Source organism: Paraburkholderia unamae (assembly GCF_003096875.1).
Classification (GTDB): Bacteria; Pseudomonadota; Gammaproteobacteria; order Burkholderiales; family Burkholderiaceae; genus Paraburkholderia; species Paraburkholderia unamae.
Window position 1 is genome coordinate 21,568 of record NZ_QEOB01000031.1, and the last position, 17,084, is coordinate 38,651.

A 17,084-nucleotide genomic window follows, 5' to 3' on the forward strand; every position below is an offset into this window, starting at 1 on the left:
GGCATCAATGCGATGCAAGACGGTTATGTAGCCGCGGAAACCGCGGGCTACCCAACCGCGCGTGCCTCGCTTCGCCGCCAGTCTGCGCTCAGCGCGTGTGCGATTCCCCCGGCAGTTCCGCGCCTTGAGCGCGAATCGCCGCTATCAGCTCGGCCGGCGTGATCTCGTAACGCACTTCGCGATGAATGCCCGGTTTGCGCTCGTCGACTTCGATCAGCATGAGGCTTTTGCCGTCGGCCGCCGATTCGAGGCGCAGTGAACGCAGTTCGCGTCCGGTCGCGTCGTCATGCTCGGTGAGCAGGGTCATGTTTCCGGAAGACCCGGTCGTGCGCATTGATGTTGTCCTCGTGCGTTGGGTGGTCGAGCCATTGTACGGGGTCGCCCGCGCGGCGTGTCTTTGCAAGTGAGCGCAGACGCACACAGCAGGATCGCCGTGCCGCAACCCTGGGCCAGTGTAACGCGACTCGCCGCCGTGACGGCCCATTTTTGCGCGCCCTGCAACGACCCATGCGAAATGCGTTGCGCGTTGCACCACTGTCATGGTTGTGACGCAAAGCGGCGTCACGCGAAGGTCGGGGAGCAAGGCGCGCGCCCCAAGAAAAAACGGCCCGCCCGGGCAGGCCGGGTGAGCCGTTAAAACGCCGTTGTTACTCGGATCAGCAAGCCGAGGTGCGGGTTGCTGACGGTTTCCATGGTGCAGCCCGGGGGCGGCGCTGTCGAGATGGGACTAACGCCGATCTCTCAGACCAATGCCACGCCGGCGCAGCGCCAACGCGGCACCCAGGCCACTCAAGCTACTCAGGCGGCGATTTCCTCAGCCGTTTCGGCCCGCGCCTTCGACACGGCGGCGTGCCGCGCCGGGTTGCGGGCGGGCTTGGCGCGCGCGCTCGCCTGGGCGCCCGCCACGGTGAACAGGCGCACGGCTTCGTCGAGCACGTCGGCCTGCTCGGCCAGACGCAGCGCCGTGGCGGCCGCCTGCTCGACGAGCGCGGCGTTCTGCTGCGTGGCGCTGTCCAGATGCGCGACGGCCTGGTTGACCTGGCGGATGCCTTCGGCCTGCTCGCCGCTCGCATTGGCGACCTCGGTGATGATCGACGAGACGCGGCTCACCGCTTCGTCGATGGAGCGCATCTGCGCCGTGGTGTTGCCCACGAGCCGCGTGCCCTCGGCGATCTCGTGCACGCTGGCGTCCACGACCTGCTTGATCTCCTTGGCCGAAGCCGCGCAGCGCTGCGCGAGCATGCGCACCTCGCCCGCCACCACGGCGAACGAACGGCCCGCCTCGCCGGCACGCGCGGCCTCGACGGCGGCGTTCAGCGCAAGGATGTTGGTCTGGAACGCGATGCCGTCGATCACGCCCGTGATGTCGCTGATGCGCCGCGACGCGTCGGTGATGCCGGTCATCGTGCGCTCCATCTGCGCCGCGATCGAGCCGCCTTCGGCGGCGGCTGACTGGGCGTCGCGCGCGAGGTCGAGCGCGCGGGCGCTGGCGTCGGCGTTGGCTTGCACGGTGGTCGTGAGCTGATCCATCGTGGCGGCGGTTTCCTCGAGCGACGCCGCCTGCATCTCGGTGCGGCGCGAGAGATCGAGATTGCCGCTGGAGATTTCGTGCGCCGCGTCGAGCATGCCGTCGATCTGCGAGCGCACGTCGAACACGATCGCCGTGAGATTGGCCTGAAGCTGGTTGAGCGCCTGGAGCACGTCGCCGAGATCGTCGTTGGTGGCGATCGCGAGCGTGGCTGTGAGGTCGCCGGCGGCCATGCGCGTCGAGGCCGTGGTCATTTGCGCGAGCGGTTCGCCCAGGTGCCGCGTGGTGAGACGCCAGGCCCCGACCGCGCAGACGCAGGCCGCGCCGAACGCAGCCCAGAACGGCAGCGGCGGCAGACCTTGCCAGGCCGCGAAGCCGGTTGCGGCAAAGACGGCGGGCACCGCGCCGTAGCCGAAGGCGATGCGCGTGGCGATGGGCACGCGCAACAGCGACTGAAGCGCGCCGATCACGCCTGTGCGGACCACCGCGCCGTGACGCAGACGCACGCCGTGCAGACGGCCTTCGCGCATTTGCGCGTACAGCGCTTCGGCATTGCGGATCTCCTCGCGTGTGGGTTTCACGCGCACGCTCAGATAGCCGACCACGGTGCCCTGCTCGGACACGGGCGTGACGTTCGCGCGTACCCAGTAGTGGTCGCCGGTCTTGCGGCGGTTCTTGACGAGCGCGGTCCAGGGGCGCCCTTCGCGAACGGTGTCCCACAGATCGGCGAACGCCTCGGCCGGCATGTCGGGATGGCGAATGATGTTGTGCGCCTTGCCGATCAGTTCTTCTTTCGCAAAGCCGGACACCGCGATGAACGCGGGATTGCAGTACTGAATGCGGCCCTTGAGGTCGGTGGCCGAGACGAGCATCTGCGAAGCGGGATAGTCGAATTCCTGCTGCGTGACGGGCTGATTGTTGCGCATGAGATTCCTTCGATGGGGCCGCCTGAGACCCAACAACATAGTGACCGTTAACGGCAATTTCCTTACGGACTTTAGGGAATTGGGCAGGTGGGGGCGAAGTGCGGGCAGCGTGAAAATCCGTTGTGCTATCAATGGATTGGGCGGGATGTTGGGGGGCGTATGCACAGAGTTTTCCACTTCAGCTGTGGAAAACTTTGCTGCCTTCGAAACGTGCAACTTCTCTGTCGCGCGGTTGATTGACGTTTGCGATCAGGGACTTAGGTTCGCTGTCCAGAAGTTGTGCACAGGGCTGCCAACAAAAACTGTGGAAAAGGTCGGTGCGATGGGGCTGCTATTTGGTCGTTTTCTGATCGTTTTGCCGCGATCGGGGACGGTGTGCGTTAACCGAATCGCATCAAGGACTTGGTGCGGTCTTCCAAGGGTTACGCACAGGGCTGCCAACAAAATCTGTGGACAATGTCGTGGCGCGGCGTACTAGACCTACAAACATCCATTCTTTGTGGATTCAAAAACTTGGTTGTTGGCATACCGGCCTCGGTTGTCTATACGATTTGGACACCGCAGTTTTGTGGGGAAAACCGTTCTCAAACCATCAGCGAAGGCGCGCTCCTGAAGCTCACCGCCGCCGACAACGACCGCGCCTTGCAGGAAGCATCGGTCCGTCGGGAAAGCTCCACGCCGAGACGAAAGGAGGCAGCGTGCACTTCCGCTACCGCTTCGGCCGCGCTCAAGCTCGTTACATCGCCCACCTTCTGGCGCAGGTCGAGCGCGTGACCGTCGATCACGCGTTGCCATGTGATCCCGATCCTGCTTCTGATCGAGCGGCAGCGTCAGCACAGACGATGAGCAACAAGTGACTGCTGATCCGGTTTCGCTCGTACAGGCACCACTCACGTTACCGACGCCGCTTGTCGCAGATCACGCGGCCAGAACTCTACCCAGCCTGCATCTTCATTTAGGAACTGTCCAGTATCGCGCAGATTCAGGAAGTGCAGTATCAGGACTGCTAATTTGACAAAGGAAATTGCATGTCTGGATTGTACGGAGGCAACAGCAGATGAAGGATGCAGCAACCGGACACGAAGTCGCCCGCCTGGGCGATACAACAGACCACGGTGGCATCGTCATCGAGGCTGCGCCGAATCTTCGGCATAAGGGCATTCGCGTGGCGCTCGACGGACACATGGTTGACTGCCCGAAGTGCGGCGGCAGGTTTCCCATCAAGGCGGAGGGCACGCGAACACACAATGGCGCGCGCGTCGCGTTTCTCGGGAACAAGACTGCGTGTGGGGCCACGCTGATGTCTGCCGGGGAGGGCGCGTGAGGAATCACAAGCACAATCACCCGCAGAAATACGAGGCACCGGAAAGACCCATGTCGATAGACGGGCCTGCGCTGCCCCGCTTTACGCCGCCAGGCCCCCGACCAGACTGGTATTACCGCGTCCATCCGTCTGCCACATCTGAGGACGTGACGCAGTGCGTTCTCGTTCCCATCCATCTGCATGGCAGGGAAGCCCTTGGCGAATGCTACCGCTACACCGTGCGTATGAGGACCGATGTCAGGGTGCCGTCCGTTCCCGACATCATCACGCTCGATCTGGACAAGGTGGTGGGAACGGAAGTCACGATATCGATTGATGTGCCAGGCCGTGGCACGTTCATTCCCGGCATGCCGGGCGACACGGGCCGGGGCAACATCGGCTTTCACGTGCGCGAGATTTCCGGGCGCATCGGCGCTGCCCGCTTCATCCGGCGCGACAACCGGTCGATGGTGTACGAGTTCGATATCGAACCGGCGCTGATGCAGGCGGCGCTCGGCCAGAACTATCGCAATTTTCAGGACAGGACGGTAATCGAGGCGATTGAAGAACTGCTTGCCCCGTACCCGACGTCGATTGACTGGCGCATAGGCGGCCCGAGTTTCAGTAGTCACTACCCGAGGCTCGACCTGCAACGGCAGTATTGGGAATCCGACTATACGTGTTTTAGACGCTGGTGTGAGCGTGCTGGACTGTTCTACTGGTTCGAACACAGCGGCGGGTTTCACAGGCTCGTGATCGCGGACACGATGGGCGCGTTTCATGCCCACGGTGAAGCATACGAAACACTGCGCTACGCGCCAGGCGAGAACCGTATCGAAGAGGAGCACATCGAGCGCCTGGAAGTGATCAGCCGTCAGACGGAGGGGAAAGCGACAGCGGTGGATCACGACTACATGACACCTCGCAACGGACCCTGGGTCATGCCGTTACGGGGCTCAGACGTACGTCCCCGCTGGACGGCGCAGGCGGATCAGGAATTCTACGAGCAGGCGAAGATCAGCCAGCCGCTCCAGGGGAGCATGGGATTGAGCGGCCAGCCGCTGGACCTGGACAGGCAGGCGCAACAGGTGGCACTGGTGCGCATGCAGTCGCTAAATTGCCTGGGACTCAGGGCGAAGGGTTCCGGGCATCTGCGAGGCTTGCGCACTGGTTTCACGTTCGAGGTTGAGGATCACCCGATTAAAACGGCGAATCAGGAATGGCTTGTCATCGCCACGACACTCACCATCGAGTGCAATGACCAGACCAGCGGCACGGAGCAGGTATTCAAGTGTGACTGCCAGTTCGAAGTCCAGCCATCGTACAACTGCCACTATCGCTTGCCGATCGTCACGCAGTGGCCTGTGGCTCACACTGAAATTGCCATCGTCACAGGCTACGACGAGCGCGAAATCTGGACCGATGCACAGGGCCGTGTAAAGGTCCAGTTCGTCGCCGACCGCAATGGCACTCATGATGAAAACTCGTCGGTCTGGTTGCGTGTCGCCCAGCCGTGGCAGTACACCCAGATGGGCGCGGCTTTCGTGCCGCGCGTCGGCTCCGAGGTCCTTGTGGAGCACATCAACGGGGACCCGGATATGCCCTTTGTATCGGGGAGCGTCACGAACCGCTACAACACGCCAGCATGGGCGCTTCCGCATAACCAGTGGGTTTCTGCACTGCGCAGCAAGGAACAGGATGGCCAGGGCTCAAACCATGTTGCGCTGGACGATACACACGGCAAGCAGCAGGCGCAGTTGGCGAGCGATCATGCAAAGTCGAGCCTGAGTCTCGGCTATATCACGCGCATCGACGGCAACAAGGGGCGGCAGGATGAGCGTGGTATCGGGGCTGAGATACGCACGGACGGACAGGCGACGGTGCGGGCAGCGCAAGGGGTGTTTCTCACGACCGATGGCCGTCCCAATGCGCAAGGCAAGGTCAAGGAGAACGGCGAGGCCGTCTCGCGGTTGACCGCTGCGCGTGACATTCACGAGAGCATGGCACGCGAAGCGCAACGACACTTCGCACAGGACGCAACAGGCGATCAAGGCGACGTGGTTGATTCGATACGCGACGCGAACGCGGCACTGCGGGGCAACGGGAAAGCCGGACTTTCTGACTTCCCCGAGTTTGAAAACCCGGATATCGCCATTTCGAGCGCCGCTAACGTTCATATGGCGGCGTCCGCTAGCTCCCATATCGCCAGCGGCCATCACACGGCGTTCACGGCAGGTAAGCATCTTTCCGTCGCCACCGGGCAATCGTTTTTCGCGTCAGTGCGGAGCAAGATTGCGTTTTACGCAAAAAAGGCAATGACCTTCGTTACGCCGGGTCCAGTGCGTATCCAGTCGCAAGCCGACAACGTTGACCTCATTGCCAGGAAGGTGCTCAACCTGTTGAGTGAGCAGGACGAAATACGCCTGACGGGCAGGCGCATTGTGCTCAATGGTAGCGGTACGCAATTTGTGATTGGCCCGGAAGGCGTAATCGGCAAAACGAACGGTGTATTCCTCGTCCATGCGGCATCGCATGCGACAAGCGACCCGGAGGACGTGCCTGTAAAAACGCCGATCACAGACATTGCCGATGCGAAGGTTGTGGATCACTACGTGTTGCCGGATAGCGGCTCAGGCTTGGCGATGTCAAGCCAGCGCTATCGAATCAGACTGGACGACGGACAACTCATCGAAGGCGTATCCAGCGAGCGCGGAGAAACATCACTGGTGATGAGCCAGGTCATGCAGATAGCGGAAATTAAGCTTCTGCGAAACGATGGGTCAGTAATGTCTATATTCCGCCCGATGCTGACGAAGGACGCGGAAACCGCCAACAAATCATCAGGGACAGAAAACGCGTGACCAATACAAACGATACCGAAGTTCACAAGGTCGGGCCGTACCTGTTGCAGAAGGTGAAGCCAGGGCGGACGTCAGCCGGAATTGAACCGACTTACGCCTTGTGCACACCTGACAGGTGGGGCATGCGCTGGTCGGATGAACATCCGGACCAGAACGGCCAACTTATCTACCCGGTTGCGCGGGATTACGTCAAGGCAATGCGGGCGGTCATGCTGGAGCAAATACAGTGGGGAGACACCTTTTACGGACCTGCGGGCTCAACGCCGGTACTTAAACTGACATGGCCGATTGATGCGGACCAAACGAGCCAGTTTTTTGAGTTGGTGCGCCCGGTCCTGGCGGCCGCCCTAACCAACACCGCGGGGGGGTTCGGAATCCCTGAAACCGCTGTGCCGCCAATTGAATCGTATGTTCCCACACTGGAGGGAGAAAAAGGCGCGTTTAACATGACCTACTGGACCATGAAGATAAACGTGGAGTCGCTGAAATCTATGTTTCCGTCTGGAGGCGGTGCAAAAATATTTCACCAAAAGTCGCGCAGCGAACAAGTACACCCGCTACAGGAAATGGTCGATACGCTCTATCACGAGTCACGCCATTGTCAGCAGTTTTTCTGGATGTATGCATTGGTGCATCAACATCCGGAGAATTTTGAAACGATGCCCAATATTGCAAAGTGGCCCGAGGCGGCCAGTAACGTCATCATGGCTCCGCACTTAGCCAAAATTCTTCAGCTCACGACTAGTCAATTGCTTCCCCATGATGTGGCGGCGCTCATTAGTCTTAAGCGCATGGCAGTCGGTTCATATTTTTGGGATTTATATGACTGGCGCACGAGTACTTATCGTCCTGCTTATCTGGCGGACTCGGGAGCACTCGAAGCAGAATACCAACGTGCACGAACCGCAGCTATTGATCTCTTGAAAAATGTTGGTATTGGAGGGACGGCAATTGACGTCGACGAAATGGTACTGGACCCCGGCAGATGCTATTGGGGTTACTCGGAAAGGCCTTGGGAAAATGATGCGTTCTGCTGCGGGGAGATGGCCGCTGCTTATTGGTGGGCGAGCATGGACGTTCACAACGCCCTCAAGACCTATCCCGCTGATAAGTGCAGCGCGGCTTATGAGACTGGTAACAATATGCGCGGGTATGCTGCTGCAAATCAAGCCGCTGGTAAGTCAGGCGGAGGGAAATAATATGGAAACTAGGCAGCAGGTAACAATGACGAGCGGGCAGCAGGAAGAGCTACTTCAGGATATTGATATCGGATTTAAATGGGTTAAGGGTCAATTTTCCATTGATGATGTAATCAAAAAAATTGGTAAGCCTGATCGAATTTCAAATCAAAACGACTGCATGGAATATCGTTATTATCCACATAAATTAATGACAGTAGTTTTTCATTTTGACAAAATAGATTATCCTAACGGAAATCCTGTTATCGGGACGTTCAGCATATCTGTGGGCAACGACGTGCACACGAACATTCCTTATGAATCGTTCGACAACTTGGGAATGAAGCGCATAGCACGCGGAGAGAGACTTGACAGCGTGCGGATCGAGAACGCTGATTTCTTTAGCCCAGACGGCGTCATCGATACTTCGGGTAGTCTCCCCAAAAATTACGTCAGCTTTGGCTGGCGCTTACCTATGCCGGAGGACTCTCCCTACGACATCAAGGCGGCAGCGGCTTATCTCGGAGAGTGGATCAATCCAAATGGGGAAAAAGTATTCGGAAATTTTCGAAACGCCGTCGATTTGCGCAAAGTGGTTATTTCTCGTTCCTACCTGCTGCCTGACGACCTCAACAAGCGCAACCACGCCAAGCGCGAAAAATACGGCTACATGAACCTGCGTACCGGCATGACGTGTCCCGAGACGGGCCTGTGGGAAGGCTGGACGAAGGAGTGCGGCGCGACCGACATCCTTCAGTTGGAGAAAGGCCAGAAGTTCGACATGGTGCGCACGGTGCCGGTGTATAAGGACCGCTCATCGTGTCCGATGGTCGAAGGCCAATGGATGTGGCTGTGCTCGCTGGTGGAGTTAAGCGGGTTCTCCTGGTACGGGATCACGCTCAAGGGCTAGGTGCATGTCGCCCCGCTTTGGCCGGGGGGCTTTCATGAGAAGAACAATATGGGACATATCTTCCGCGTCGTGCTTCTGGCATCGTTATTTGCATGCACCTACGGCGTCAATGCATGCACCATCAGGGACTACACGTGGTATTTCGGTTACTTGGAAGATATTGGCGATCACGATTTCGAGTTGGACCAAGCCGTCGCAAACGATATCAAGCGCGCCAAAACTATCGTATTCGAGGACGGGCCGACACTTCAGGAGCACCACCTGTTCTATTTGCGGCGAGGCGTGCTGTACGTGAAAGGCGAACCGGTAGAGTCAGTTGATGGATCGTTCCGTTATCTTGGGAACGGCTATTTCAGACTTCATGGCATGCTCTACTACCGGGGCGTAGCGGAGGCCTTCTATTCACCCGGAACAGTCATCAAGACCTGGAACGAAGCCCGCGAAGACCCACCGCCACCCGCGCGTGCCGATGGCGTGCCGATTCTGTATCCATGCGGGCGACCAACGTACCCGTGGTTCGTGCTTGAAACGAGTGATGGCCTGCATCTGGAACACAAGGAATCTTTTGGATTTAGCAGTTTCCCGTACGGGATAACCTGCAAGAGCATAACGGGTCGGTCATGTGAGGACCTTGGACGGCAGGGCCATAACTTCAAGCCCAAAGGCTATTACGAAGTGCTTCGACCAAAGACTAACCGCTGGGGGGACCGCATCAGTAGGGTCATCAATGAGGTGCTCGCCGTTATGGAGCTGGGCGTCGCGTACAGCGTGGTTCAGCTTGTCAAGCGTAGTGGCAGTACAGATCATGCCGCGCACTGTGCGAGGCATCGAGGCGCTGAAAATCACACCCTGTGATTTCCCTATCAGGGTGCCGTGGGGGAAAACTCATTCCCCACACAGGCCACGTGCAGCACAGCATGAACAATTCAGTTGTCGAAGTTTTTTCCCGACAAGTGACTTGTAGAAAATGCCTCAAGTCTTCAATTGATTGCAATTCTTACAAGACAGATGTTTAATATGTGGACCGTCTCCCCTGTGGGGGAACGGCGGTTTCCTCGCAGCGCAATGCGCGGGGAAACGTGGGGGAATGGATGCCTGGTGCTGCTTGGGGAATGGAAATTCCCCCACGCATCGCCCGGAAAGCCTTGTGGCGCGGACTTGCGCGGTGTGGGGGAATAGTTGTCCCCAGCTTTGCCAACAAAAACTGTGGACAACCCAACCCTCCATAGACCGAACGTTTCGCGCTGCCAAGGAAAAGCGCTGCCAGCCGAAGGCCGCGTATCGACGCCCGCGTACACACCAGCGCAGCCGTCATATTTTCGGGACGGCCCTTTTCGAGCCGGTGCGAAGATAGGCGCTCCCTTGCCGCCGATCTTTGCAATGAAACTCCCGATGCTATTCAAGTCCCTGTTCGATATCGAACCGGAAAACCCGGCTCCAGAAGCGACTCTTGGTCCCGAGCGCAACGCCGAGCCCAGGGCCGAACCCGAACCCTCGCAGCACGATGAACCTCAACCACAGCCGCTTCCCGCGGACGCCGTGAAGCACCACGCCGATCCGCTGCTCGACGGCATCGACACGCTCGGCGACATCGTGCTCGCACTCGACGCGCAGCTTCGCGCCGAACGCTTTAGCAGCCAGGTGCTGCGCCATCGGTTGAACGATGAGCTTGCGGCGCTGAGCAAGGCGTTGGGTTAGGGGAGCCCTTGTAGCGGCAGCGCGCCGATACATCGACATAACCGCGAGTTATGTCGATGCATTTCATTTCAATTGCCTCACCACGTCGATGAATGAATACTCGAAAATTGACGCGGTCTCGCACGCGTTTTCCGAGTCGAACAATCATTCAAAGGAAGCGATATGAAATGCCTTGCGACGTTCTCGGCGCTCGCCATCGGGTGTACGTATCTCGCGCCGGCGCAGGCGCAGGACACGACGAGCCCCACACTCAAGAAGATCCACGATACAGGTGTGATTTCGCTGGGCGTGCGGGAATCGTCAGTGCCGTTCTCCTATTACGACAGCCAGCAGCGCACGATCGGCTATGCGCAGGACATCGCGCTGAAGATCGTCGATGAAGTCAAAAAGGAACTCAAGCTCGACAAGCTGACCGTCAAGGAAACGCCGATCACTTCGCAAAACCGCATTACGCTGGTCCAGAACGGCACGATCGATATCGAATGCGGTTCGACGACCCACACCAGGGAGCGCGATAACCAGGTCGCGTTCACGAACAGCTTCTTTCAGTACGGCGTGCGCCTGATTGCGAAGAAGGATGCCGGGATCAAGGACTTCCCCGACCTGGCGGGCAAGACCGTTGTGACCACGGCGGGAACCTCGGAAGACAGGTTGCTGCGCGAGATGAACAACAACAAGAAGATGGGCATGCAACTGATCGCAGCCAAGGACCACGCCGAGTCGTTTCTCAACGTGAAGACGGGGCGCGCGGCGGCATTCGTCATGGACGAACCGCTGTTGTACGGTGCGCGGGCGAAGGAGGCGGACCCGCAGAATTACATCATCACCGGCACGCCGCCGCTTTCGGAGGTGTACGGCTGCATGGTGCGCAAGGATGATCCCGCGTTCAAGAAACTGGCCGACGGCGTGATCGCGCGCATGCAGACTTCCGGAGACGCGGAGCGGCTGTACACCAAGTGGTTTACCCAGCCGATTCCGCCGAAGGGCATGAATCTGGATTACTCGCTTTCCACCGAAAATCGGACGCTGTTCGCGCATCCGAATGATCGGGCGCTCGATTGAGTCGAATCTTCGGGCTAAGCGAGCGCGTTGGCAACCAGTGGATACGGGCCGCCAACGCGCAGCCACTTACCGCACGTCCCCTTCCCCCCACCCCTCAGCCCCGTCCACATCCCCCGCCACCGAATAAAGCACTTGCGTATTTCTCGTCTTGAGGAACTGCTCAAGCGGTTCCCCGCGCATGGCAGCGTAGATATGAAGGTTCGAAGTCCCAACCACTGCGCCAAGTTTTTCGAGCACGAAGAACACCACCCCATAATGAATCAACCCACGCCAATCGCGCCGACGCAAAAGGTCCTTCTCCTCGTCGGTTAGCCCGGCCTCGGCGAACGAGCGCTCCGCATCGGCCAGGAACGCGCGCCGGTGCTGCACATCGATCATCGCGTGCAGATACTTGTTCAACCGATACGCCTTGACACTCGATTCCAGGCCGAACGGATACGTACCCGTCAACGTCTGCGCGCCCGCAAGCTGCCGCGCCATATGCTCCCGGTGCCGTGCTTGCGCTTCTCCGGCCGGGGGCGTTGCTGTGTTCTCGAGCACGAGCGTGCCGATGCCCGTCATCGAAGGCAGGTAATAGCCACTGTGCACCTTCTTCACGCTGGCGCTCAGTGCGCCGCGCATGATCAGCCACATGATGACCTCGGCGCCTTCAAGGCCGCCCAGTTGCGCGTATTCGGCGTGCGTCATTTCCGCGAGCGCCTCCGGGTCGTTCGTGATCGCGTCGAGGAAGCGGTGGTCCCAATCCACGTTGTTGAAGCCCGCATGTTCGCCGTGCACCTGGTGTGAAAGGCCGCCCGTCGCCATCACCACCACGCGCAGATCCTCGGGGTAGCTTTCGATCGCGCGGCGCAGCGCCTGGCCGAGTTTGAAGCAGCGCCGCGCGGTGGGTATCGGGAACTGCAACACGCCCACCTGGAGCGGCACGACGCGTGTGGGCCAGCCCGTTTGCGTGCGGTCGAGCAGCGCCGACATCGGCGAGAAGAAGCCGTGGTCTAGCGGTTTGTCCTGGAAGAACGACATGTCGAATTCGTCGCTCATGAGGCTCGTGCCGATATGCCGCGCGAGCGCCGGATGTCCACCGATGCCGGGCAGGTCGCGCACGCCGCCGCCTTCGTCGGCGACCGGGTACTCGCTGCCGATGCCCAGCGCGAACGCCGAGTAGTGGTCGAAGAAGAACGACGTCACGTGGTCGTTGTAGACGTAGACGATGGCGTCCGGCTGCTGTTCGTGCAGCCAGCGCTTGACGGGCTCGAAGCTTTCGAAGATCGGCGCCCAGTCGGGGTCGTTCTCTTTGTGCGCGTCGTGCGCGAAACCGATGGTCGGGGTGTGCGAAACGGCGATGCCGCCAACGATCGTGGCCATGTCTCCGTGCTCCTTGTGTTGGATGGGTCGTGTCGATGACGCCAATGTAGGGTTGACGGCAGGTTAAGTAAATTGACTTATTCGCGAAAATTCAATAACTTGAGGTTATGAAAAAGAGCGAACCCCGGCCGGGCGGGAAGCCGGCCACCAAGCCCGACATCAACGCGGGCGCGGCCCGCGAGGCGGTCGACGACGCGCGGCTGCTGCTGGCGTCGAGGCTGCGCCTTCGACATTTGAACTGTTTCGTGGCGATTGCCCAGGAGCGCACGCTCGCGCGGGCGGCGGCGCGTTTGCACCTGAGCCAGCCGGCCGTTTCGAAGACGCTTGTCGAACTGGAGGCGTGGGCGGGCGCGCGTCTTGTCGAACGTGGCAGGAACGGCGCGGCGCTCACGGCGCAAGGCGAGCACTTCTTGCGCTATGCACTCGACGCGACACGCGCGGTCGAGGCCTCCGCCGCAGCGCTCGCGCGCCACGACGCGCACGCGGCGCCAGCATTGCGATTAGGCGCCTTGCCGACCGTCGCGACGGCATTGCTGCCCTCGGCGCTCCTGCGCTTCAAGGCACAGCGGCCGCATGTAGGCGTGAAGATTCAGACTGATTCGAACTCCGAATTATTGCGCGCACTAAAAGGCGGCGATCTCGATCTGATGGTGGGACGCATGGCCGAACCGGCCATGATGCAAGGCGTGTCGTTCGAGTATCTGTACACCGAGTCGCTGCTGGTCGTCGTGCGGGCGGGGCATCCGCTTGCGCTCGAAAGCGCCGAGCCTTCGCTTGACGCCGTGCTCGCCTTTCCTCTCGTGATCGCGGGTGAACGCACCGCGCCGCGTCATCACACGGAGGCGTTCTTTGAAACCCATGGTTTGGCGGTGCCCGAAGGCGCCATCGAAACGCAGTCGGCTTCCGTGGCGCGTCTGATCGTCGCCCGCTCGGACGCCGTCTGGATCGTGCCGCAAAGGGTTGCGCAAAGCGATATCGATACGGGACTGCTCGTGCGGATCGGCGTGCCGGCACCGCGGGGCGTGGAGCCGATCGGCATTCTCCGGCGCAGCACCGTTGCGCTCAGCGAAGCAACCGGCGCACTCGCGCAGCAATTGCGTGAATGTGCGCAGGAGGCGTAAGGCAAGCCGGCGTGACGACGACGTTCACCGGCCTATCCTTACGCGCCTTCCGTGCGCCCCAATGCCTTTGCCGCTGCTATGCGAACTTCGAGCGGCGCCGCATCTTCGTTGATGACGCCGGTAAGGGCTGCTCTGGCGAACCGTCCACCCATTGAGCTAAGGCCCTCCACGGCGGCTACGCGTAACTCAACCGGCATGCGTGTGTTATTGAGAGTTTTCTCAAGAGTCCGGAATGTATAGGCGTGGTGCATGGGAAATATCCTATTTCGTTTGTCTTCTACTTAATGAATTAACGAAAGACTAACGTTTGTCTGAGCCGATGGGTACTGTCCTTGAAAATAATTGACGTTTCCTTGTCGGAAATCTAGAGGGCAAGGTGAGCGACGCCGGGCCCCACCCAAAGCCCGGTACGCGTTGTTGACGATGCGGGAAATCGATGATTTCGCCTGCGAAGGCTAACTTGTTCGCTTCGCTTTCTCTTCATCTGTTTGCCGCATTTCGCGAAGGCCGAATAATCGTTAGTCAGTCTGGATTCCATAATAAATGTGAAACGCAATTCCCGATCCACTCGCGCGTACCCAGTCCTCACTGGCACACCAAAAAAGCAATTACGCAGACAAAATCCATCGGCAAATAATTACATTTAGTATTCAGAAAATTACATTAACCTTAATTCCGCCGTGGACGCGAAAACTGTTGTTTTGCCGCAGTTAGCGATTGAAACAGAATGAAACATATGGAATGATATCGATTCTCATTTCCTCGTAAAAATACGGGGCCAGACAACAACACCAGCCAGCCTAGCGTCGATTTCCCCGGTCCTTTTGGGGCGGCCCAGCCAGCCAATCAACCCGCGTCGTGCGCGCCAACCTTTCGCGCGTGTCGTTCGGCCGGGTCTTGCCTTGCACAGGGACCACATGTTGACCAGGACGCCGCTCGCGAGTGCGCTCGCGCTGGCTTTTGCCGTACCTTTCGCTTCTCCAGCGCTCGCGCAAAGCGCACCCGTTGCCAGTTCGGCCACCTCGGCCACCGCCGCTTCGGCAGCGGCGCTCGCCGCCGACAACGCCACGTTGCCCGCCATCTCCGTTTCGAGCCAGAGCGATGCTCAAGACTTCCAGGCAGAGCGGTCTACCGTGGGCGCGAAAACGCCCACGGCGCTGCGCGACATTCCGCAGTCGGTCACGGTCATCAACAAGGCGGTGATGCAGTCGCAGGGCGCCACGTCCTTTCAGGACGCGCTGCGCAACGCGCCCGGCATCACGATCGGCGGCGCGGAAGGCGGCCAGATCGGCAACAACATCAACCTGCGCGGCTTCACGGCGCAAAACGACATTTATCTGGACGGCTTTCGCGACCGCAACCAGTATTACCGCGACACCTTCGACCTCGAATCGATCGACGTGCTCTACGGTCCTTCGTCGATGCTATTCGGTCGCGGCTCCACAGGCGGCGTGATCAACCAGGTCACAAAGCAGGCCAACCTCAAGCCGCTCACCGAAGTCTCGACCACCCTCGGCACCGACGACCGTTACCGCGCCACGCTCGACGTGAACCGCCCGATCGGCGATCACGCGGCATTTCGCCTGAATGCGTTCGGCCAGTCGATGGGCTCGACGCGCGACGAGATGAAGAACAAGGACTACGGTTTCGCGCCCGAGCTGCGTTTTGGCATCGGCACGCCGACCGAGGTGACGCTCTCGGCGCTCATCCAGCACAACTACGACATGCCGGACTACGGCGTGCAGGCGATCAACGGCCGCCCGTTCGCGCCTTCGAAGAGCACGTTCTACGGCCTCACCGACGACCGCACGATCCAGGACGTGCAGACTGTTTCGGCGCGCGTGGATCACACCTTCAACGATCAGTTCAAGATCAGCAACCAGACGCAGTTCTCGCACTCGCTCACCGACGCGCGCGAAACCGCGCCGGGCGCCGTGCTCACGGGGCCGCTTTCCTCCAGCACGGCGCTCAAGAACGGCAACTTCACGAACCTGCCGCTGGAGGATCTCTACATCAAGCTGGCGAGCCACGACCGCGTGATCGAGAACCACTCGATCTACAACGATACGATGGCGCAGTACAAGTTCACCACGGGCTTCCTCAAGCACGAGATGCTCGCGGGCATCGAGATCGGCCACGACAGCTATACGAATCAGGCCTACACGCGCAACAATCTGCCGATTCTTTCGCTGCTCGACCCGGTCTATATCCCGACGCCTTCGAACGTTACGCAGACCGTGGGCAATCACGCGGAGTCGGGCGCGACCACGTTCGCGGCGTACTTCAACGAAACGATGTCGATTGGCGAGCACTGGAAGCTCATTGGCGGCGTGCGTTGGGACCGCTTCCAGGCGCATATCGCCAACACGATCAACGCGCCGCTCTACGCGGACCAGACCAACACGTTCACCAGCGTGCGCGCGGGCGCGATCTATCAGCCGACCGACTGGCAGTCGTACTACTTCTCGTACGGCACCTCGTTCGACCCGTCGCTCGAAGCGCTCACGGTCACGAACAATACGCAGAATCTCGCGCCCGAGCATACCAAGTCGTATGAAGTGGGCGCGAAGTGGGACCTGCTGGGCGGCAATCTTTCGGTAACCTCAGCATTTTTCCAGCAGGAGATGGACAACGCGCGCACGCAGACATCGACCGGCGAATACACGCTCGAAGGCGATATTCGCGTGCGCGGCTTCCAGGCGGGCGCGACGGGGCATATCACCGACAAGTGGCAGGTGTTCGCGGGCTACACGTACATGGACGGCGTGGTGCTGAAGGCGCTGGACGGCACCCAGGGCAACACGCCGGCCAACACGCCGCGCAACACCTTTACGCTGTGGACCACGTATGCGTTCACGCCGCATTGGGAAATCGGCGGCGGCCCGACCTATATGTCGGCGCGCTACGCGGCGAACACGAACTATGTGGAAACCGGCGGCTACACTCGCTGGGACGCGACGGCCGCGTACCACGAGAAGAAGTGGGATGTGCGCCTGAATCTGCTGAATCTCACCAACAAGTTTTACTATGACGCCCTTATCCCGTCGGACGGCGGACGTTCGGTGCCGGGCATTGGCCGCACCTTCCTCGCGACGGCCGACTACCGGTTCTGACGCCCGCGCATGACGTAGACGA

The 17,084-nt window shown here is 60.0% G+C and carries 13 protein-coding genes; 10 read left to right on the forward strand and 3 right to left on the reverse strand.

Going from position 1 to position 17,084, the window contains the following annotated elements:
- Window positions 1–88: 88 nt before the first annotated feature.
- Window positions 89–334, reverse strand: coding sequence for a hypothetical protein (locus C7402_RS39930; protein ID WP_112170736.1), 246 nt, complete (start codon window positions 332–334; stop codon window positions 89–91).
- Between the two features lie 464 nt (window positions 335–798).
- The gene (locus C7402_RS39935; RefSeq protein ID WP_116614461.1) at window positions 799–2,454 is read right to left on the reverse strand and encodes a methyl-accepting chemotaxis protein; all 1,656 of its coding nucleotides are present in this window, start codon (window positions 2,452–2,454) and stop codon (window positions 799–801) included.
- Window positions 2,455–3,152: 698 nt separating this feature from the next.
- On the opposite strand from C7402_RS39935, the gene C7402_RS47225 reads away from it, so the two are divergent.
- From C7402_RS47225 to C7402_RS39975, 8 genes are all read left to right on the forward strand, one after another.
- Window positions 3,153–3,311, forward strand: a complete 159-nt coding sequence (locus tag C7402_RS47225; RefSeq protein WP_165842103.1) for a hypothetical protein — start codon at window positions 3,153–3,155, stop codon at window positions 3,309–3,311.
- Window positions 3,312–3,511: 200 nt separating this feature from the next.
- Window positions 3,512–3,778: a PAAR domain-containing protein gene (locus C7402_RS39945; RefSeq protein WP_116614463.1), complete on the forward strand. Its 267-nt coding sequence runs from the start codon at window positions 3,512–3,514 to the stop codon at window positions 3,776–3,778.
- Between the two features lie 50 nt (window positions 3,779–3,828).
- Window positions 3,829–6,618 (forward strand): type VI secretion system Vgr family protein, encoded by a 2,790-nt coding sequence (locus tag C7402_RS39950; RefSeq protein ID WP_116614464.1) that lies wholly within the window; start codon window positions 3,829–3,831, stop codon window positions 6,616–6,618.
- Window positions 6,615–7,817 (forward strand): hypothetical protein, encoded by a 1,203-nt coding sequence (locus tag C7402_RS39955; RefSeq protein WP_116614465.1) that lies wholly within the window; start codon window positions 6,615–6,617, stop codon window positions 7,815–7,817. The genes C7402_RS39950 and C7402_RS39955 overlap by 4 nt, the downstream gene beginning before the upstream one ends.
- Entirely contained in the window at window positions 7,771–8,706 is a 936-nt protein-coding gene (locus tag C7402_RS39960) for a hypothetical protein (RefSeq protein WP_133254635.1), read from the forward strand. The genes C7402_RS39955 and C7402_RS39960 overlap by 47 nt, the downstream gene beginning before the upstream one ends.
- A 48-nt stretch (window positions 8,707–8,754) precedes the next feature.
- A complete protein-coding gene (locus C7402_RS39965; protein WP_116614467.1) occupies window positions 8,755–9,561 on the forward strand; it encodes a hypothetical protein in 807 nt (268 codons plus the stop codon).
- 537 nt (window positions 9,562–10,098) lie between these two features.
- Entirely contained in the window at window positions 10,099–10,404 is a 306-nt protein-coding gene (locus C7402_RS39970; RefSeq protein WP_116614468.1) for a hypothetical protein, read from the forward strand.
- A gap of 162 nt (window positions 10,405–10,566) precedes the next feature.
- On the forward strand, window positions 10,567–11,466 hold the full coding sequence (locus tag C7402_RS39975; RefSeq protein WP_116614469.1) for a transporter substrate-binding domain-containing protein: 900 nt from the start codon (window positions 10,567–10,569) through the stop codon (window positions 11,464–11,466).
- Between the two features lie 66 nt (window positions 11,467–11,532).
- On the opposite strand, the gene C7402_RS39980 is transcribed toward C7402_RS39975, so the two are convergent.
- Entirely contained in the window at window positions 11,533–12,828 is a 1,296-nt protein-coding gene (locus tag C7402_RS39980; RefSeq protein WP_116614470.1) for a gallate dioxygenase, read from the reverse strand.
- 107 nt (window positions 12,829–12,935) lie between these two features.
- Here C7402_RS39980 and C7402_RS39985 point away from each other — a divergent pair, with 107 nt between their 5' ends.
- Window positions 12,936–13,949 carry a LysR substrate-binding domain-containing protein gene (locus C7402_RS39985; RefSeq protein ID WP_116614471.1) on the forward strand — a complete coding sequence of 338 codons (1,014 nt, stop codon included), beginning with the start codon at window positions 12,936–12,938 and terminating at the stop codon, window positions 13,947–13,949.
- Between the two features lie 917 nt (window positions 13,950–14,866).
- Window positions 14,867–17,062 carry a TonB-dependent receptor gene (locus C7402_RS39990; protein WP_116614472.1) on the forward strand — a complete coding sequence of 732 codons (2,196 nt, stop codon included), beginning with the start codon at window positions 14,867–14,869 and terminating at the stop codon, window positions 17,060–17,062.
- The last annotated feature ends 22 nt before the right edge of the window (window positions 17,063–17,084 follow it).

Excerpts from the sequence above, each read along its gene's own strand:
- C7402_RS39970 (WP_116614468.1), top strand. The coding sequence starts at position 10,099 with ATGCTATTCAAGTCCCTGTTCGATATCGAACCGGAAAACCCGGCTCCA.
- C7402_RS39965 (WP_116614467.1), top strand. The coding sequence starts at position 8,755 with ATGGGACATATCTTCCGCGTCGTGCTTCTGGCATCGTTATTTGCATGC.
- C7402_RS39990 (WP_116614472.1), top strand. The coding sequence starts at position 14,867 with ATGTTGACCAGGACGCCGCTCGCGAGTGCGCTCGCGCTGGCTTTTGCC.
- C7402_RS39975 (WP_116614469.1), top strand. The coding sequence starts at position 10,567 with ATGAAATGCCTTGCGACGTTCTCGGCGCTCGCCATCGGGTGTACGTAT.
- C7402_RS39985 (WP_116614471.1), top strand. The coding sequence starts at position 12,936 with ATGAAAAAGAGCGAACCCCGGCCGGGCGGGAAGCCGGCCACCAAGCCC.
- C7402_RS39935 (WP_116614461.1), bottom strand. The coding sequence starts at position 2,454 with ATGCGCAACAATCAGCCCGTCACGCAGCAGGAATTCGACTATCCCGCT.
- C7402_RS39980 (WP_116614470.1), bottom strand. The coding sequence starts at position 12,828 with ATGGCCACGATCGTTGGCGGCATCGCCGTTTCGCACACCCCGACCATC.
- C7402_RS39950 (WP_116614464.1), top strand. The coding sequence starts at position 3,829 with ATGTCGATAGACGGGCCTGCGCTGCCCCGCTTTACGCCGCCAGGCCCC.
- C7402_RS39960 (WP_133254635.1), top strand. The coding sequence starts at position 7,771 with ATGCTGCTGCAAATCAAGCCGCTGGTAAGTCAGGCGGAGGGAAATAAT.
- C7402_RS39930 (WP_112170736.1), bottom strand. The coding sequence starts at position 334 with ATGCGCACGACCGGGTCTTCCGGAAACATGACCCTGCTCACCGAGCAT.
- C7402_RS39945 (WP_116614463.1), top strand. The coding sequence starts at position 3,512 with ATGAAGGATGCAGCAACCGGACACGAAGTCGCCCGCCTGGGCGATACA.